The sequence below is a fragment of the Clostridium senegalense JC122 genome (genome assembly GCF_000285575.1).
Taxonomy (GTDB): domain Bacteria; phylum Bacillota; class Clostridia; order Clostridiales; family Clostridiaceae; genus Clostridium_J; species Clostridium_J senegalense.
Genome location: NZ_HE611054.1, coordinates 202893 through 223344 on the forward strand (window position 1 = coordinate 202893; position 20452 = coordinate 223344).

The 20452-nt window shown below is 29.3% G+C and carries 16 protein-coding genes and 2 pseudogenes; 2 read left to right on the forward strand and 16 right to left on the reverse strand.

The window, feature by feature from the left end; translation table 11 throughout:
* Nucleotides 1-87: 87 nt before the first annotated feature.
* From CSGHG_RS16955 to CSGHG_RS17025, 16 genes and pseudogenes are all read right to left on the reverse strand, one after another.
* Complete coding sequence (locus tag CSGHG_RS16955) at nucleotides 88-1350, reverse strand: sensor histidine kinase (protein ID WP_010298095.1); 1263 nt, start codon at nucleotides 1348-1350, stop codon at nucleotides 88-90.
* A 1-nt stretch (nucleotide 1351) separates the two neighbouring features.
* Nucleotides 1352-2035 (reverse strand): response regulator transcription factor, encoded by a 684-nt coding sequence (locus tag CSGHG_RS16960; RefSeq protein ID WP_010298098.1) that lies wholly within the window; start codon nucleotides 2033-2035, stop codon nucleotides 1352-1354.
* A gap of 182 nt (nucleotides 2036-2217) precedes the next feature.
* Nucleotides 2218-4380 (reverse strand): heavy metal translocating P-type ATPase, encoded by a 2163-nt coding sequence (locus CSGHG_RS16965; protein WP_279232745.1) that lies wholly within the window; start codon nucleotides 4378-4380, stop codon nucleotides 2218-2220.
* 212 nt (nucleotides 4381-4592) lie between these two features.
* Complete coding sequence (locus CSGHG_RS23645) at nucleotides 4593-4778, reverse strand: cation transporter (RefSeq protein ID WP_010298102.1); 186 nt, start codon at nucleotides 4776-4778, stop codon at nucleotides 4593-4595.
* 423 nt (nucleotides 4779-5201) lie between these two features.
* Nucleotides 5202-6272 (reverse strand): sensor histidine kinase, encoded by a 1071-nt coding sequence (locus CSGHG_RS16975; protein ID WP_010298104.1) that lies wholly within the window; start codon nucleotides 6270-6272, stop codon nucleotides 5202-5204.
* Nucleotides 6269-6952 (reverse strand): response regulator transcription factor, encoded by a 684-nt coding sequence (locus CSGHG_RS16980; RefSeq protein WP_010298106.1) that lies wholly within the window; start codon nucleotides 6950-6952, stop codon nucleotides 6269-6271. Before CSGHG_RS16980 ends, CSGHG_RS16975 begins: the two co-directional genes overlap by 4 nt.
* A gap of 46 nt (nucleotides 6953-6998) precedes the next feature.
* Nucleotides 6999-9137, reverse strand: a complete 2139-nt coding sequence (locus CSGHG_RS16985; protein ID WP_010298109.1) for an ABC transporter permease — start codon at nucleotides 9135-9137, stop codon at nucleotides 6999-7001.
* The gene (locus tag CSGHG_RS16990; protein ID WP_010298112.1) at nucleotides 9127-9909 is read right to left on the reverse strand and encodes an ABC transporter ATP-binding protein; all 783 of its coding nucleotides are present in this window, start codon (nucleotides 9907-9909) and stop codon (nucleotides 9127-9129) included. The genes CSGHG_RS16985 and CSGHG_RS16990 overlap by 11 nt, the downstream gene beginning before the upstream one ends.
* A 54-nt stretch (nucleotides 9910-9963) precedes the next feature.
* Nucleotides 9964-10128, reverse strand: coding sequence for a hypothetical protein (locus CSGHG_RS23425; RefSeq protein ID WP_155844786.1), 165 nt, complete (start codon nucleotides 10126-10128; stop codon nucleotides 9964-9966).
* Between the two features lie 380 nt (nucleotides 10129-10508).
* Nucleotides 10509-11450 (reverse strand): carbohydrate kinase family protein, encoded by a 942-nt coding sequence (locus tag CSGHG_RS16995; protein ID WP_010298115.1) that lies wholly within the window; start codon nucleotides 11448-11450, stop codon nucleotides 10509-10511.
* 1009 nt (nucleotides 11451-12459) lie between these two features.
* Nucleotides 12460-12807: a DUF1667 domain-containing protein gene (locus CSGHG_RS17000; RefSeq protein WP_010298118.1), complete on the reverse strand. Its 348-nt coding sequence runs from the start codon at nucleotides 12805-12807 to the stop codon at nucleotides 12460-12462.
* Nucleotides 12808-12811: 4 nt separating this feature from the next.
* Nucleotides 12812-14071, reverse strand: a complete 1260-nt coding sequence (locus CSGHG_RS17005) for an NAD(P)/FAD-dependent oxidoreductase (protein ID WP_010298121.1) — start codon at nucleotides 14069-14071, stop codon at nucleotides 12812-12814.
* A 15-nt stretch (nucleotides 14072-14086) separates the two neighbouring features.
* A pseudogene (locus CSGHG_RS21255) lies at nucleotides 14087-15525 on the reverse strand (FAD-dependent oxidoreductase).
* 49 nt (nucleotides 15526-15574) lie between these two features.
* Nucleotides 15575-17077 carry a glycerol kinase GlpK gene (gene glpK, locus CSGHG_RS17015; protein WP_010298125.1) on the reverse strand — a complete coding sequence of 501 codons (1503 nt, stop codon included), beginning with the start codon at nucleotides 17075-17077 and terminating at the stop codon, nucleotides 15575-15577.
* A gap of 165 nt (nucleotides 17078-17242) precedes the next feature.
* Nucleotides 17243-17809, reverse strand: a complete 567-nt coding sequence (locus tag CSGHG_RS17020; protein WP_010298128.1) for a glycerol-3-phosphate responsive antiterminator — start codon at nucleotides 17807-17809, stop codon at nucleotides 17243-17245.
* A 130-nt stretch (nucleotides 17810-17939) separates the two neighbouring features.
* Nucleotides 17940-18179: pseudogene (locus CSGHG_RS17025) on the reverse strand (ATP cone domain-containing protein); the annotation flags it as partial.
* Between the two features lie 326 nt (nucleotides 18180-18505).
* Between CSGHG_RS17025 and CSGHG_RS22175 the strand changes: the two are divergent.
* Nucleotides 18506-19255, forward strand: a complete 750-nt coding sequence (locus CSGHG_RS22175; RefSeq protein WP_010298135.1) for a glycerophosphoryl diester phosphodiesterase membrane domain-containing protein — start codon at nucleotides 18506-18508, stop codon at nucleotides 19253-19255.
* A 104-nt stretch (nucleotides 19256-19359) separates the two neighbouring features.
* Nucleotides 19360-20349, forward strand: coding sequence for a glycerophosphodiester phosphodiesterase (locus CSGHG_RS22180; protein ID WP_162130924.1), 990 nt, complete (start codon nucleotides 19360-19362; stop codon nucleotides 20347-20349).
* Nucleotides 20350-20452: the final 103 nt, after the last annotated feature.

Genomic DNA, 20452 nt, shown 5'->3' on the forward strand with positions numbered 1-20452 from the left:
GAACCTTAATATTTCCTTAACAGTTACAATAAAAAATAAAGCACTCTACTGGTAATTTTTCCATTAGAATGCTTTATCTTTAATTCTTTATTTTATTCTCTTAGGCACAATTAATACGAATTCAGTTCCCTTTTTATATGTAGATGTTAACTTAATTTTTATTCCTAAAGTGTTTGATATAGACTTTAATAAACTAAGCCCAATTCCACTTCCATTTATATTTTTCCCTCTTACATATGCACTTCTAAAAAATCTATCATATATACGTTCTTGTTCCTCTTCCTTAATTCCTATCCCGTTATCTTTAACCGTTATTTTTATCGCCTTATTTATCTCTTCAAATGTTAAGACTATACTTCCACCTTTTTCAGTATACTTGAAGGCATTTTCAAGAAGTATTATAATCATTCTTTTTACCTTGCTATAATCCCATCGTACTTTTATATGCTCAATAGGTTTATTTATATAAAACTTCTTACCTTGAAATTCAGCTAAATCCATATAAAACTCACTTATATCACTAATTAAACTATTAAGCTTAAATTCTGTAACATTAATATTTACATCAATATCTTCTTTAGATAGTAATAATAAATCGCTGGTTAACTTCTCAAGACTTTTAATTTCACTCATAATTTTAGAAATATGCTCAAAATCTTTATCCATACTTTGAACCCATGAATTTGCTATAATTTCTAACCTTCCCTTAATTACAGCTAAAGGAGTACGCATTTCATGTGAAGCATCTTGTACAAAGAACACTTGTTTATCATAAGCTTCCTTTACAGGCTTTATTATTTTTGATGAAAGGATATATGATAAAACTAATGCTACTATAATTAAAAGCATTAAACTAAGTATAATGGAAGTTTTCAATTGCGACATTGATTGTATTTCTGAATCTACATTAACGAGTAATTGTGTTGTAAATTCACGATTTTTAAAAGTAATTCCTCGAAATTCATATCCATTATGATTTATCTTTTGCACATCATTATCTACATTATCTTTAAAATTTGGTAATACACTTGCATCAAAATAAGGATTAGGGTTGATATAATATACTTCTTCCCCTACATATACAATAGTTATTACTTTAGGTAACATTGGTGGTGGAAATTTATTTTCTTTTTGGTTAAATAAGAAGTTTCCTTCATGAATTTTGCTATTTAAATATTTATCTACAGCATTTTTTTGTTCATACAACTGATCATCTATATTAGTAAAGACTCTTGATTTGTATAAAGTTGTAGTTATTATTGCAAAAATGAATAAACAACCAAACACTATAACTGTACTTATAAGTGTTACTTTTCTTTTAGTGCTACGAAAAATATCTTTTCTTTTCATTCTACTCTCCAATACTTTCGTCAATTAAATATCCCATTCCCCTTTTAGTTATAATATATTTATCATATCCAAAACCACTTAGTTTTTTACGTAATCTACTCATATAAACTTCAATAATTTCTGTTGATGCATCACTATCATATCCACATATATTATCAAAAATTTGTTCTTTAAAAAGCACCACTCCCTTATTGATAACTAAATACTCTAAAAGGTTATATAGCTTTTCATTAAGTTCTATTTCTTTATCTTCTATATATACTTTTTTAGTTTTCATATTGATTTCCATATCTTTTAGTTCAAGTATGTTAGAATTTTTTATCTTTCCCATACTTTTTAAAATAGCATTAATTCTAGCCTTTAATTCTTCCATATAAAAAGGTTTTGTAAGATAATCGTTTGCACCTAAATCAAAAGCTTTAAGTTTATCTCCTAATTCTTCTTTTGCTGTTAATACAATAACTCCTACATTTAAACTCTTTTTAGAAATGTAATTTAATACACCCATACCATCTACTTCTGGTAGCATTAAGTCTAATATGACCACATCATAACAATAGGCATTTAAATACTCTATAGCATCAGAGCCATTATATACAGACTCTATCTCCACATCATTTTTAAAATATTCTAATATGTTTTCAACTATCTTTATATTATCCTCAACAAGTAATACTTTTATCATATTCTCCCCTCAACTCCTAAAAAATTTTATAATATAATAATTATAGTACTGCTTCCTTTAAACTACCTTAACAAATATTTTTTTATCTTTAAAAACTTTACTTTTAGTTTATCCAAAACAAAATTAAAAAGCACTCCTTTAAAATTATTTTTAAAGGAGTGCTTTTTTAACACAACATTATTTTAATATTTTTTATATCTAATTACTCTCATAGCATTTAATATAGCTAGTACAGCCACACCTACATCTGCAAATACAGCATCCCACATTGTTGCCATTCTTAAACTTCCTAGTATTAAAACTATTATTTTAACACCTAATGCAAATACTATATTTTCTACAACTATTTTTCTTGTTTTTTTAGATATATTTATCGCTGTAGCTATTTTAGATGGTTCATCTGTCATTATAACAACATCTGCTGCCTCTATTGCTGCATCAGAACCAAGTCCACCCATTGCTATTCCAATGTCTGCTCTTGCTAAAACTGGAGCATCATTTATTCCATCACCAACAAATGCAACTTTTTTATTTTTAGATTTAGCTTTATCTACTTCCTCTAACTTTTCAACTTTATCTTGAGGTAATAGTTCATAATAAACCTTATCTAAACCTAAAGTTTTTCCAACTTTTAATGCAACTTTTTCATTATCTCCAGTAAGCATTACTGTATTTTTTACTCCATTTGATTTCAGCTTTGCTATTGCCTGTTTTGCATCATCTTTTACTGTATCTTCTATAATTATGCTACCTATAAATTCTTTATCTATTGCAACATAAATTACTGTTCCTACTGTATCAACCTTACTAAATTCTATATTATTGCTTTCCATTATTTTAATATTTCCAGCAACTATCTTCTTGCCTTCAACATAAGCAATAATACCCTGTCCAGCAATCTCTTCATGTTTTTCTATCTTAGAATTATCTATATCCTTTTTATAAGCATTAACCACTGATTTTGCTATTGGATGATTAGAAAAACTTTCAGCATAAGCTGCATATTCTAATACTTTTTCTTTATCGTAATTATTACTGCTGTTAACAGTGGTTACATTAAATACTCCTTTAGTAAGAGTTCCTGTTTTATCAAAAACTACTGTTTCTATATCTTTTAATATTTCTAAATAGTTACTTCCTTTAATTAAAACTCCATTTTTAGATGCTGCACCAATTCCTCCAAAGAATCCTAATGGAATTGAAATAACAAGTGCACATGGACAAGAAATAACTAAGAATATTAATGCTCTATATCCCCAATCACTAAATGTTGCACCTTCAACAAATAACGGTGGAATAATAGCAAGTAAGGCTGCTGATATAACAACTATTGGTGTATAATATTTGGCAAACTTAGTTATAAAGTTTTCTGCCTTTGCCTTACGGTTACCTGCATTTTGAACCAAATCAAGTATTTTAGCTACAGTAGATTCTCCAAAAGGTTTAGTTACTTTAACAGTTATAACACCACTTTGATTTATAAAACCACTTAAAACCTCATCCTCTTTTTCAATAGTTCTTGGCATTGACTCTCCAGTTAATGCTGAAGTATCTACCATTGTAGTTCCATCAACTACAACTCCATCTAGTGGTACTTTTTCTCCAGGTTTTACAACTATATATTCTCCTATATTAACTTCTTCTGGCGATACAACAACTATATCATTACCTTTTTTTAAGTTAGCAAAATCCGGCCTAATATCCATAAGACTTGATATTGACTTACGTGAATTGTTTACTGCTATATGTTGGAACAATTCACCTACTTGATAGAATAACATAACTCCTACACCTTCAGGATATTGTCCAACTATGAAAGCTCCTATTGTTGCTATTGTCATTAAAAAGTTTTCATCAAATATTTGACCTCGAGCTATATTTTTAACCGCTCTTAAAACAATTTCTCCACCAACAATAACATAAGCTATTAAAAATATAATTAACTCTATATTATTTTCTAAATTTAATATATTACCTATAAGAAAAATAGCTCCGCCTAATATTAATTTATTAATTTCCTTTTTATGCTCTTTATATATAGAGCTTTTTTCTTTTTTTAAACCACTATTATTTTTTTCTATAGTTTCCTTATCTAAAACTTTAACCTGTGGTTCTAGTTTTTTAACTATTGATTTTATTTCCTCTGAAATTATTGGAATGTTTTCTTCCTCATCATATTGAAAAACTAAAGTCTTATTCATAAAATTTAAATTTGCTGCCTTAACACCTTTAATTTCTCTTGTTTTATTTTCTATCTTCGAAGCACAATTAGCACAATCTAAACCTTCTAAAATCAACTCTTTTTTATTATTTTTTATTTCTTTCGGTTGTATTTTATTAATAATGTCATGATTATGATCATGTCCACCACAGCAATTACTACCATGGTCATGTCCACTGCAACAATCTTCTTTATGATTATGCTCATGGTTATCTCTACTACAACAACTATTATTCTCAGTCTTTATAATTTCTATTTTTTTTGCACTCAACGTTGGCTTTAAAGGAATAGTTTTTTTATCCTCTTTAATAATTACGTCCGGTTCTATTTTATTTACTATTTTTTTATTTTTAATAAGGTGTCTTCATTTGAATCTTCATCTTTTGTTTCAAAAAGGAGACTTCTAGTCATAAAATTAACTGTAACATCTTTTATATCATCTAATTCTTTTATTTTATTTTCTATTTTTGAAGCACAATTAGCACAATGTAAATTCTCTAAAACTAATTGTTTTTTACTCAAAACATTCACCTCCAAACTATGAACATATGAATAATTGTTCATATGTTAATATTATAATACTCCTTTACCCTCAAAAGTGTCAACGTTTTTTTGAAAATTTATTTTAAATTTAAAACTACATCTTATATAAAAATACTTTAAAGTTATTGAATAGATTTAAATTGGAACTTGTTTCACTATATTTATAGGATTCCAAATTAGTGACTAAAATTATTCTTGGTAAATTTTTATAAAAAAATAACCAACATCTAATAGTTACTTTATAATATAACTATAGTATATTGGCTTTTAAATCTAACACTTTTGAAATTACATTTTATATTTTCATAATTAAATTTTTATAAAAATCTTTTTCATACCCAACCTTTTTTAGTTTTTTATCTTTAATAAGCTTTTGTACTCGTGAAATAATACTTTTATCATTTATTCTAAATTCTTTTTCCTCTTCAATGATTGTTGTACTTTTGGGAAAATCAATGACAAGGTTGTGCCTTTGTCACATCCTAAATTATGTGATTGAACATTTACTCTAATATTCAAATCATCAGCCATTTTCTGAACCAAATACAATCCCATTCCCGTAGATCGACTCAAATAGCTTCCCGTAACCCCTGTAAATCCTTTATCAAAGATAAACGGCAAATCAGATGGTGGTATACCTAAACCATTGTCATTGATATACAAAACAATTTGCCCTGTATCTGTATCTTCTTTCACTTCAAAACGAAGCAAAGGAGAAACTTCTTTATCTGGATATTTCACACTATTGCTGATTATCTGCCCTAAAATAAACATAAGCCCTTTTTGATCAGATACAACCTCATAATCTTCATCTGAACATTCAATATGAAAGCCTGCTTCTTCTAAAAGCGTAGAATTATCCTCAACAGCTTCCATGCATACATTTAGAATTGACAACGGTTCCCAATAATAATCCTTGTGCACAGCACCCAGACGGGAAAAATAAAGAATTTGTTCTACGTCTTGCCTGATATAGTCACGAGCATATAACATTCTTGTGTGAACAAGGGGAGATATTTCATCTTTTCGATTATCCAATAACAATGTCATTAGTGATAAGGGCCTTTTGATTTCATGTACCCAGTTTTCGATATAATTCTCATAATCTATAACCTGTGTATTTCGCTTATCCACTTCCACTTGCTTTTCTCTTAAATACTGACCAATCTCATGGATGTATGGACGTAGTGATGCAGAAGTGATTTCACTTAACAAATATTCATTTGTTTCATCCGGTTCTAGCAAAAAATTTTGGAATGCAACGTTCTCTTTTTTACGTTTTCTAATGATAAGCGTAAGTGGTATGATAAATGCAGATAAAATAACAAAAAACATAAGACCGGCAAGTTTAAGAAAATCTCCCGGATACGCCACCCATGCAAAAAACAGAAATAAAATATCAACATAAATCAATGAAATCAACCAAATCTTGCAAGAAGAAATATGGGCGAAAATAGTATGTATTTTTTTCATAAGTTCACCCACTCTCTTAATCTATACCCCTGTCCTCGCACTGTTTCAATGCGATTATCAATACCAAAACTTCGCAATGTTTTTCGTAAACGAGTGAAATTCACTTGTAGTGCATTTTCATCTATAAATTCATTCGTATTCCAGATAGCATGACACAATTCAGACCTTGTGACGATATTAGGACTATTAATCAATAAGGTAAGCAATAGCTTTCCCTCATTTGGTGGTAAAATATAAGAATTTTTGCCAATATAAATTGTAAAAGTGTTGGGGTCAATCCTAAAATTTCCACCATTTAATAAACCTTGCTGTTCATTTTTTGAGGTTCTACGCAACAGATTTTTGATACGAGCTAACAAGCGTTCCATGTTGCACGGCTTTGTTAAATAATCATCTGCGCCTAATCCCAACGCGTGCAATTCATCCTGCAATTTATCTCTTGCAGTCAATATCAATATATTGCCAATACCTTTGGACTTTAGTGATTTGCAGATTTCAAAGCCTGATTGATAAGGTAAATTTATATCAAGTAATATTAAATCGGGAGCAAGTTCAAGTATTTGAGAAACTGCATTTTCAAAATTTGATATTGGCAACGCTTCATATCCTGATTTATTTAAAAGATAAATCAGCTCCTCCCTCATGTATATATCATCTTCAACCACAATAACCCTAGTCAATAAAACCTCCTCCTCTCTTTATTACAATAGCAGTATACACAGTCATTTAGGAATTTGTCTTCCATTTTAATTTTCCTATTTCACGATTTGCTGTTCGAGCAACGGCTACTGCATAAATTACCAATACAAGAATAACACTAACTGCCATTATAAACATAAGTGGATAGGACTGTCCAATCGTAGTTTGGGAAGAATGAAGATGTTTTTGCATAGCATACAATCCAACAGAACCGCTTATGCACGCTAATAAAAGAGGAATCAAGAAATACCACATAACCTGTTTGTTTATTGATTTTTTCATTTGCTCATGATTTGCTCCTAACATTGACAACGTTAAATATCTTTTTTTAGTTGCATGCATTTGTGTTAAAAATTGTAAAGAGAGAAGCGCACAAGCGATAATTAAAAACATAAATCCCATATATAAAGTCGTATAACTTTCTGAAATCACATAAAACAACTGACGCCCAAAATTGTTCAAGTAGCTTTCATAAACGAAGCCAGATGGTTTCAATAAATGATTTGCGTCCATAATTGATTTCATTAAGCCATCTGCATTGGCCATTTCTTCTGGGATACAGAAGTTCCAATAAACCATGCAAGTATCAGGGTCTACATATTTTTCAAATACTTCATCTGAAACAATCAATGCTTTAGTAATGAGGATATTTTCGTCAGCAGTCAGACCTTTCATAGGCACAGATGGAACAAAAAAGAATGGCTCACCATCAATAGAAAGAAGCGGCGTATTCGTGGATTTTGCAGTTGATGAAATTTCATTCAGCATTGAAAATTCGTCTTTCTGCGCAGAACCACGGAAGTCAGGGTTTATATAGAATACTGCTTCATTCTCACCAAGTGTCAAAGGAACTTCACCGGATGCTTCCAGTAGTCTATTGTATGTAGATACTGGAATTAAATATGGTGTAGAGCTATCAGTACTAATAATTCCTAAGATATTTAATGCCGGAGGATTATCAGGACCAATCGTATAGCTTAATGCGCCTTGTGTATCAGGATCTACTACATCTGGTGGTAAATGCTGCACAACTTCTTCTCTAAATTTCGTCCAATCCACAAAAGAATTTATGCCATCGGTCCCAGGTTTTCTCATATTTCCTGTTTCAATACGGTTCAAATGTGCCACATAAGGTTTCATCTTTTCAGAAGAAAGATATTGTTCTACCATCTTATCATCGCCCATCACAGTAAAATCATAAATAGAAGAACTCCTGCTCAACTTATCAATGTTCGAAATAATACTGACCAAACCGTTAGCAATTAACATAATTGTAAGCATCATCAAAATAGATGCTACGCTGACTGAAATATATTTGCTTACAATATTTTCTTGTAACTGTCGTAAAGTGAACGTATAAAGTCCCTTTGTCGCTTTGTTTTTAACAGAACTGGCAAATAGACTTAATAGTCTCGCCAACCCTCGAATAAAAAAAAGTGTCCCTACAATACCAAAAATCACAGCAACAAGATTTCCGATAAAAAAATGCTTTAAAATAACCCAATATGCTACAACTAAAAATACAACACCAGCAAGTAATGTAAAAAAACCACCACCTACTTTTCCAGTATCTTGTTTTTTTTCTATTTCTCCATAAAGCAACTGGTAAACTTCTTGTTTCAAAGTTTCTCCACCTAAGATAAACAAAGTTAATGCCTGAATTAGCAAAAGTCCAATCACTGTCCAGACAACTGCAACCATAGAAAAACTGGATTGGTGTGCAATTACTCCTTGCCCAACCAAACGTGCAGTGGCAAGACTGATGATTTCTGATAAAAAGCCACCACAAATAATTCCTCCGCAAAGAGCTAAAAGAGATGTAATAACCCCCTCCATCATAAGTTGAAAGAACAGATGTTGCTTTTTCATACCAAACATCAAATAAAGTCCTAATTCCCGGCTACGACATTCAAGTTTATATTTATTTGCAAACATAACAAGGAAAAATACAAACAATAACCCACACAAATAAACCATCGGCAGCACTGTTGTCAGCAATCTATCTACAGCATCACTTTCAAATTCTCCTAAAAATCTTATGACATCTTGTTGCCCTAAAGAAAGAACGATATAAAATGCCGCCACAGCTGTTACCATTGTGAGAAAATAAATCAGATTTTCATCTCGACTTCTTTTTGCATTGCGCCACGCCAGATTAAAGAACATTCGCACTTCCTCCTCCCATTTGAGCCATTCCCTGTAAAATACGGTCGTAAAATTCATCTCTTGTTTCCGTTGGAATTTGTCGACGCAACTCATGAAAAATCTTACCATCCTGTATGAATAATATTCTGGAACAAAAACTTGCTGCATTAGGGTCATGGGTTACCATTAAAATTGTTCTATTCTTTATTTGATTAATTTCTTGAAGTTTTTCCATTAGAAGCCTTGCTGCTTTCGTATCTAATGCTCCGGTAGGCTCATCTGCCAAAATAATATCCGTGTCAGAGATTAAACAGCGGGCTGCTGCTACACGTTGCTTTTGTCCACCAGACATTTGCGATGGAAATTTAGAAAGTACATCTGTGATTTTTAGGAAACTTGCAATATCGTTTAATTTTTTCTCAGATAAGCATGCGTCTGCGTTGTGTATGGATAAGGGAAGCAATATATTTTCTCTCCCAGTTAAATTATCCAACAAAGCAAAGTCCTGAAATAAATATCCAATTTTATTACCACGATACATAGCTAGTTCATTACCGTTAAAAGCACTGATATTTGTTCCAGAAAGTAAAATCTGACCGGATGTTGGCTTAATAATCGTAGCAATACAATTCAGTAATGTTGTCTTTCCCGAACCACTAGCTCCCATAATTCCTAAATATTCTCCGGGAAGAACATCAAAAGTAATACCATTTAATGCTTTTGTAGGAATACCGACTTTTTTATAAGATTTATGTAAGTCTCTGACTTCTAATATTTTTTCTGTATAATTCATAAATAGGCACCTCTCATTCATTCTCTTTATCCTAATTTACAAGTTAATTTTATATTATAGTGACCTGATATTATACTTACATTCATTGTAAGGTTTATTATTTAAAGATCTTATTGAGCTACTTTCTCCATATAAATCTATTATATATTCTCTACATGTCCAATCTCTCATAAAACCTTTAAACATAATTTTACTTTTGTCTATTTCCTGCTTTTCCATATATGATTCAATTGTTTTAAATACTAATATTTTAATTACAATTAAAAATTACAAACACTATGCCCAATATTATAGGGAAACAAATATGTGCGTAAAGCTAAACCACTTTATTCTAATAAACCACTTTTCTTTTAATTTATTACTATATAATAATAAAAAATTTAAATAAGCTATTCATTAAAAATTGATTTAGAGACTCTTATAGATTTTTATATTTTATCCAAATAAAATATTACCTTCATTACAAAAATTGTATGTTTTTAAGATAATTTTACCATAATAAAAAGCCTCAAAATAAAAGTTTTATTTTGAGGCTGAATTTAGGCATAATCAATCATATGCCTTGTATTAATAAAAAAATATATAATTAAAAATTATTCCTATAGCCATTGTAGCTCTTTTATAGTTTTTTCAACTAACTCCATACTCATGTTAGGATTTATAGTTTCTTCATGTCTTATAGTTATTACTGACATAGCTATTGCCACTTTAACTATTTCATCCATAGATAAATTATTCATATAACCGTATGCTATACCTGATACAAAGGAATCTCCTGCCCCTGTAACATTTTTAACTTCAACTTGTTCACTCTTTACAAGTCCACAACAATTATTATTGCAATAATAAACACCATCAACATCTAAACTAATAAATACATTTTCTACACCTTGGTTTAATAAGAATTTACCAGCTCTTTTAGCATCTTCCATATTCTTAATTTTAAATCCACATAATGCTTCTGCTTCTAATCTGTTTGGTTTTATAGTGTGAAAGTATGGTATTAAATGCTTTATATTTGCCGCTTTTGCTGATGATATAGGGTCTAATATAAATTTAGTTTCACCCTTAAAAGTTTCTAATATGTATTTAAGTAATTCTGGATTGTCTGAATCTAATACTGTGTATTCCGAATTTCTAATTACATCCGCCTTTGAATCAATAAATTTGCTATCTAGTTTGTTTGCACTCTCCATATCAACTACAGCAGATACCATTTCACCATGCTCATTTAAAACAGCCATATATGTAGGTGTACTACTATCCTCTAACATTAAAGAATTTTCCATGCAATATCCAATTTGTTTAGAATGCTCTATTATATCTTTTCCGTTTTTATCATCACCTATAACAGATATAAATTGAGTATCTACACCAACTCTAGCTAAGTTTTCTGCTATGTTTCTACAAACTCCTCCAAATGATATTTTAATATTTCCTGGTATGGAATCACATGCTTTATATTTATTTCCGCAAAATCCCAAAATATCTATGATTGACATACCAAGTACCAATACATATGAATTATTATCCTTACCCATCATTTTCCTCCTGAACACTTAAAATACTATTTTCTGAGTAACTTATTTTAATATAATTTATATTATAGATTTATATAGATTTCAAATTTTAATTTTGAAATCTATAAGGTTCTAAGTTGACTTTTAAAATTATCCATTCCAAAACTTTGATACCTAAAATAGTGAGACATGCCCCTACTCACTTAAAATTCAACAATTCATCTTGTATAAAAACACTTTAAGATTATTGAATAAATTTAAATTCGAACTTGTTCCCCTATATATAACCAAATCTATATTTTCTAAAGCCAATATGTAAAATTATTTCATTTGAATTTTTGATAAATTTAAACAACTACATTTAAATTCCGCTCTTTTTAGGATTACACTTTTATATTTAAATTAACCATTGTATCCCTATATTTTTAAAACCTAATTTATACTTGAAAAAATTTAATATTTGGTACCAAATAAGTATTATATTGGATAAAATAATCGTTAACTTTTTATCTATTTCAAGGTCAATACTAATTATTTAATTAATAAAATTACACGTATAAATTAAATTTCAAACTTCAATATATGAAAAAAATAAAGCATATAAAAAATAAGATGTCAAAGATTCGAAGCATATTTGTCACTAGACAAGAAGATGAAATCCATTCATAGTTGGGCTATGTATGGATTTTATCGACAAAGTATTCTCGGCAAATAGGCGAGAATATTGACTTTATTATTTATTTAATTATGCCCAACTTAAATGCCCTATAAAGTAAGCAAAAATGCGTGTTTAAAAAAATTGTACATATAAAATAATAACTTAATATATAACAATAATCAATTATTTTTGACATTTTTGTGACATTTGGGTTAATTTTCTTGTAGTTTTTTGTCTTATTTTCCCCAATTGGAAAATAAATTCTGTAAATTTCTATAAAATAAAAATTGAGAATTGATTTTTAAAGTTTAATACTATAAAAAAGCATTAAATTTTTTATCTCAATCCTCAATTTAAATGAAATTACTTTTATTACATATTTCTTGTAGCTATTAAATCTACGCCAGTATCTAAAATGTTTTTAACTATTACGTCTCCAACCTTAATTGGTGCTTCTACTTCTATATCATTTAAAAGCTCCATACATTTTATATTTAACTCTTTTGGTATAGCTGTATTTGTTTTTACTGGCAATCTTTTATGAACGCCACCTTTAACTTTAACTGTTGATGTAACAACTCTTGTTGGCGCTGTTAATTCTTTAACTCCATACTCTGCCCCTCTTGGACATAAGTTTCCTGTTACTTTATAATCATTATCTATATCTACACTTAAGTGACATCCTCTTGGACATACTATGCATATTAATTCTTTAACCATAAAATTACGCCTCTTTCTCTACAGATATTGTTATTTCATTTGTTGCAATTCCCTCAAGCTTCATTTTAGGAACCATTATTTTTTCCATTTCAGCTGGTGCCATATGTTTTCTCTTAAAACTTAATAACTCTTCATCGCCAGCCTTAACTTTTATAGAAACATCATGCTGAACTGCATTAGTTCTCATAAATACTTCTATTCCTTTATCAATGTTTTCTAATCTTATTTTTTGAGGAACTGTATAAGTTATTCCATTGCCATTTTTTATAGCTATATAGTTTTCACTATCTTTTATTTCATTTTTTATATATTTTGCTGCATTTGCTCCAGCTCTTTTACTTTCTGCTGTAACAAAATCAACAAGGTCATGAACATGAACAACATTTCCACAAGCAAATATTCCTTTTATACTAGTTTCCATCATTTCATTTACAACTGGACCGTTTGTTCTTCTATCAAGCTCTATTCCTGCATTTTTAGATATTTCATTTTCAGGAATTAAACCTACTGAAAGAAGTAACGTATCACATTTAAATTCTTTTTCAGTTCCTTTTATAGGACTTCTATTTTCATCTACCTGTGATATTACTATAGACTCAACTCTTCCATCACCTTTTATATCTGTAACTGTGTGTGAAAGATATAATGGTATATCATAATCATTTAGACATTGTACTATATTTCTATTTAATCCATTTGAATATGGCATAAGCTCTACTACTGCATGAACCTTAGCTCCTTCTAAAGTCATACGTCTTGCCATAATAAGTCCTATATCTCCAGAACCTAATATAACAACATCTTTTCCTACCATATATCCTTCCATATTTACATATCTTTGAGCAGATCCTGCTGTAAATACTCCTGCTGGTCTATCTCCAGGTATAGATATTGCTCCTCTAGTTCTTTCTCTACAACCCATAGCTAAAACTATAGCCTTCGCATTTATAACCATATAGCCATCTTCTGAGTTGATAGCATGGATTTCTTTTTTATTTGTAATATCTAAAACCATTGTATCTAGTTTTACATCTACTTTTGTATTATTTAATAAATCTATGAATCTTTGAGCATATTCAGGACCTGTAAGCTCTTCTTTAAAAGTGTGAAGTCCAAAACCATTGTGTATGCACTGCTCTAATATTCCGCCAAGTTCTTTATCTCTCTCTATAACTAATATTTTTTCTGCGCCATTATCGTATGCTTCTATTGCTGCTGCAAGTCCTGCTGGACCTCCACCTATAACTACTAAATCGTAATTCATCTTCAAATCCTCCTGCTACTTTCTTTTAGTTTCACCTGTTAAAATATAAGAGCCTTTTTTATCTAAAACTATATCTTTTAAATCTTTATTTAACTCTCTTGCTAAAATTTCTTGTACTCTTGGACCACAGAAACCGCCTTGACATCTTCCCATACCTGGTCTACATCTTTTCTTAACACCATCTAAAGTTGTAGCTCCCACTGGTCTTTTTATGCTATCTAAAATTTCTCCTTCTGTTATGTTTTCACATCTACAGATTATTCTACCGTAAGCTGGGTTTTCTTTTATTACCTTTGCTTTCTCTTCAGTTGATAGTTCCATAAAATTAATTTGTTTACGCTCTTTTATAAACTCTTTTTTTCTTTTAAGCTACATCCAGTATTTTTTAATAATTTAATTGCCTCTAAAGCAATTGCTGGTGCTGAAGAAAGTCCTGGTGACTTCATTCCTGCTAAATCAATAAATCCTTTAGCATCTTTTGCTTCTTCTACTATAAAATCTGGTCTTGTAGAATACGCTCTAAGTCCTGCAAAGTTTCTTATTCCATCTCTAAAAGAAATTCCTTCAACAGATAAAACCCCTTTATCCCTTACAAAAGTAAGAGCATCTGAAGTTGTTGAAACATCCTCTTTATTTTCTATATCCTGTGCATCTGGTCCTACTAATAAGTTTCCGTGAACTGTTGGAGTAACTAAAACACCTTTTCCTAGTTTATTTGGACATTGGAAAATTGTTTTTTCAACAAGACTTCCTTGACTCTTATCCATAACATAGTACTGACCTTTTCTTGGAATAATATCATAATCAGCACTTCCAACCATATTGTGAATCTTATCTGCATAAACACCAGCTGCATTAACAATATATTTAGCACATATCGGCTCTTTTTCATTATTTACATATATTTTATATCCATTTTCATCTTTTTCAATTGAAGTTACTTCAGAATTTAATTGAAGTTCTACACCATTTACTACTGCATTTTCCATTAATGCTATTGTGTATTCCCATGGTCCTACAATTCCACCTGTTGGTGCATATAATGCCCCTTTTATTTCTTTACTTATATTAGGTTCCATAGATAAAACTTCTTCTTTATTTAAAACTTTTAAATCTTTAACACCATTTCTAGTTCCATTTTCGCAAAGCTCTTTAACATTTTCTAAATCTTCATCTGAAAAAGCTAAAACTAATGAACCATTTCTTTTAAAAGGAACTGATAATTCTTTACATATATCTTCAAACATTTCATTTCCTTTTACGTTCACTCTTGCCATTATTGTTCCATTTTTAGGATCATATCCTGCATGGATTATTGCACTATTTGCTTTTGTAGTTCCATTAGCTACATCATTTTCTTTGTCTAACACCTTAACTTTTAAGTCATATCTTGAAAGCTCTCTAGCAACAGACGCGCCTATAATTCCTGCTCCTACTATAACTACATCATACATAATTTTTTCCTCCTAGAAATTAGCCATTTATCTAAATTTATAAAAATAATTAATCTTCTTTTTCTTCCCATTCCATAGCTCTTACAACTGCTCTTTTCCAGCCTTTATAAAGCCTTTCTTTTTCTTCTTCACTTAAGTTTGGCATATATTCATTATCTATATTCCACTTATCTTTAATCTCTTCTTTACTTTCCCAGAACCCTACTGCAAGTCCAGCAAGATAAGCCGCTCCTAATGCTGTAGTTTCTCTTATAAGTGGTCTTCTTACTGTCTTTCCTAATATGTCAGATTGGAATTGTAACAAGAATCCATTAGAACTTGCTCCACCATCTACTTTTAGCTCTGTAAGACACATTCCTGTATCTTCAACCATTGCATCTATAACATCTTTAGTTTGATATGCTATAGATTCAAGTGCAGCTCTGATTATATGGTTTCTATTTGCACCTCTTGTAAGTCCAAATATTGCACCACGTGCATACATATCCCAGTATGGTGCGCCAAGTCCAGTGAAGGCTGGAACTATGTAAACTCCACCATTATCTTTAACTTTTTTTGCAAAATACTCTGTATCGTGAGCATCATTAACAATTCTAAGTTCATCTCTAAGCCATTGGATAACAGCTCCACCAACGAATACACTACCTTCCAGTGCATATTGAATTTTATTATCTATTCCTATTGCAATTGTTGTTATAAGTCCGTTTTTACTGTTTATGATTTCATCACCAGTATTCATAAGTAAAAAGCAACCTGTTCCGTAAGTATTTTTTGCAGAACCCTTTTCAAAACATGCTTGACCAAATAATGCTGCCTGTTGGTCTCCAGCTATTCCTGCTATTGGAACTCTAGTACCACCTTTACCTCCAAGGTTTGTTCTTCCATATACTTCACTACTGTTTTTAACTTCTGGTAAAATATTTTCTGGTATATCTAAAATCTCTAGTAATTTTTTATCCCATTGTAATGTTTTTATATTGAAAAGCATTGTTCTTGATGCATTTGTATAATCTGTTGCATGAACTTTTCCATTAGTAAGTTTCCATAAAAGCCATGTATCAACTGTTCCGAATAAAATTTGACCTTTTTCTGCTTTTTCTCTTACACCTTCAACATTATCTAAAATCCATTTTATTTTTGTAGCTGAAAAGTAAGCATCTACAACAAGACCTGTATTTTCTCTTATATATTCTTCATGACCATCTTTTTTTAATTTGTCACATATATCTGCCGTTCTTCTACATTGCCATCCAATTGCATTGTAAACAGGTTTTCCTGTCTCTTTATCCCATAAAACTGTAGTTTCCCTTTGATTTGTAATTCCTATAGCTGCTATATTTTCTGCTAATAATCCTGTTTTTGCTAAAGCTTCTATAAGTACTCCATATTGAGATGCAAATATCTCCATAGGGTCTTGCTCAACCCATCCTTTTTTAGGATAAAAACATGTTATTTCCTTTTGGACTATCTCTAAAATATTTTGATCCTTGTCAAAAACTATCGCCCTTGAACTAGTCGTCCCCTGATCTAAAGCCACAATATACTTTTCCATTAATAATCCCTCCAAACAAATAAAAAAAGCTACAAAAACAACACACCCCCACTTTAAGCATAATCAAATAAATAATAGACTAATATTTTAAATATTTAATCCTTCATTTCTTTTCTTATGCCTTAACGGCGTTTTTGTTTTTGTAGCTTTTCTCTAATTCTCTCGCTACATAAACCATATATCTTTTTTAGTCGAGGAAACTGCTGTAGCTCCAGCTTGAAGCGCAGTCATTATATCCTCTTTATCCTGTATTAGCCCACCAGCAATAACTGGTACTTTTGCAAAACCAACTACGGTTTTAATTATTTTAGGCATAACTCCAGGTAATATTTCTATTGCATCTGCATATCCTGCATTCATATATTTTTTACTACCTTCCAAAGATAATGAATCAAGTATGAAACATCTTTGGACTGTTATAAATCCGTTTTCTTTAGCTTTTTTTATTATGTTTGATTTTGTACTAATTACTCCATCTGCCGATGTATTATTTTTTAAAAAGGTTATCACTATATCTCGATTTGCAAGTCCATCAACTAAATCGATATGAACTATAGCTATTTTATTTTTTTCTTTAATTCTTTTAGTTATATCGGATATGTTACATATATCACCAAAAAGAACAAACACGACTTTTGAGTCGGATTCTAAAGCCTTACAAAGACCATCCATATCTTTAACTGCAGATACTATCGGTGACTGTTCTAATGCGTCATAAAAAACATTTCTCATCTAATCAACCTTTTCAAAGTTATTATAAATATAAAAACTTTATTCATATTTATTAACATTATAATATAAATCATATAAAAAATAAACCTATTAATTTTTTACATATAAATATTTACTACTTTTTAATACATTATTCATTTTCTGAATATGAGTTTAATATATCACCAAATTTATTTTTATTAAGAGTATGAAGTACCACGCCACTTACTTCATAACTAGATGTATTCCCGTCTTCTCTTAATTTTTTTAAAGTTTCCATTATATCAGATACTAATAATTCTACATCTGAATTATTTAATATAGTAGCTGAATCCTTTGCTGCATTTTCAATACTTACTTTTATTTTATCTTTTTTAAGTTCTTCTATTCTACCATCTTTTTTATTATATTCATTTTTTCACCTCGTATTTTTAATTTTTAGTTTTATATGTAATTTTTTAATTTTTAGAAATTTTCACCTTCCTTTTATTTTAAATAGTATATAATAATATGTAATTCTAAATGTAATATTAAATTTTTAATCATGGTATTAATAAATTGGTGTTATATTTGGAATCCTATATATACATAGGGTTACAAACTTAATTTTCTAGTGAAGAGTGAATAATTATAATCTTTACATTAAAGTATAATTGTCTTAATAAATTAGTTCTAAAACTTATAATCTTAAATTATTTTTTAAAAGAGGTTCTATATATGAAATTATTTGATAAATCTAAAAATATATACTTAATAAAAACTATATCTACTTCATATAAAAATATAAGATTTTCTTATTGGGAAAATTCACTTTTTGAAGCAATTTATAAAATACTTACTATTAGTATTTTTACACCATTTATTTCTTTGATATTTAATAAATTTCTTTATTTTGCTGGTTTTAATAGTTTAACTAATGGAGAACTTATAAGATTTGGACTTAGTAGATATGGATTTTTAACATTTATTGTTTTAACGCCAATAATAATAGGCGTTATATTTATAGAACTTTCTGTTCTTATAATAATCTCTTATTTTAGTAACTATAAAAAACGTATAAATTTAAAATCAGCACTAAAAAAGGCTTTCTCGAATATTAAAATTATATTTGGTTTTGGAATGATTCATATGGCATTATATTTAATTCTTCTTTTGCCATTATTTAATGTAGGTGCTAACTCATCTTTAATTCCATCTTTAAGTATTCCTAATTTTATTTCAGATGAACTTATGAAAACAACTCTAGGTGGAATTTTATATTTATTAGTATTAGCAGTTATTTTTTACTTAAACGTAAGATGGATATATTCTATTCATATTGTAATTTTAGAGGGTGAAACAAGCTTTAGGCGTGCTGCTAAAAAAAGTAGTGAAATAGTAAAGAAAAATTATATTAAAACTGTTGTTATTTTAATCAGCTCTATAATTTTATTTTTTTACTTTATATACTATTATCATTTTTACTAGTTTCTCTTATTTGCTTTATAATTTGGCTTGTGAATAAATCTTTTGTTTATAAATTTTCACCAGCTATTACCTTTGTAATTTCTTTAACTCTATACTATATCTTAATGACTATAACTACACCTATTGTTATTAATACACTTACAATTCTTTATTTAGATTATTGTGATAAAAAGAATATTTGTATTGATAATATAGAATTTACTAGCGCTGACAAAAAACAAAGTTTTACTGTAAAACATAAAAAAGTAATTTTATCCCTTGTAATAGTGCCGGCTCTTTTGTTTTTCGTAATAACTTCTTTATTGGTAGATAGTTCTATTGTTAGAGCGGTAAATGATACCCATAATAATTTTAAGATTATGGCTCATAGAGGTTATAGAAATGCAGGTGTTGAAAATAGTTTAGAAGCTATAGAAGGGGCAATAAATGCCAATGCAGATTTTGCTGAAATAGACGTACTTCAAACGAAAGATAATAAACTTATAGTTATCCATGATACTAATCTTAAAAGGCTTGCAAAGAAAAATGTAAATGTATATGACTTAACCTTAGATGAAATTAAAACCCTACAAACTTCTCAAAATGGATTTGTAAGTAAAATTCCTACTTTAGATGAAGTTTTAAAACTTTCTAAAGGTCGTATTAAGCTAAATATAGAGTTAAAGCTTCATGGGTACGAAAATAACTTTGTAGATGATTTTTTAAATATATTAAATGAAAATGATTTTTATAATGAATGCATAGTTCAATCTACTAACTATAATATTTTAAAGGAAGTTAATAAAAAAGCTCCTAAATTAACAGTAGGATATATAGTGGTTGCAGGTATACCAAATGTTGAATTTATGGATATTGATTTTCTATCTGTTGAAGAATCTATTATAAGTAATAAACTAATAATGGCCTGTAGATTATTTAATAAAGATATTTATGTTTGGACTGCAAATACATTGACTTCAATAGAAGAATATTACTATATGGGTGTAGATGGAGTAATTACCGATGAGGTAAAAGCTGCTAGAGAATTAATAGATTCTATATCTAAAGATAATTTTCAATTTCAACTTAACGATTTAATTCAATCTTTTATTTAAGTTTTAACTTATTAATAAGGAGAGTTTTGTATGAACTCTCCTTATTTTTTTCACCTCTAACTAATCTAGTTGTATACAATTTTATATAATAACTTTTAATGAT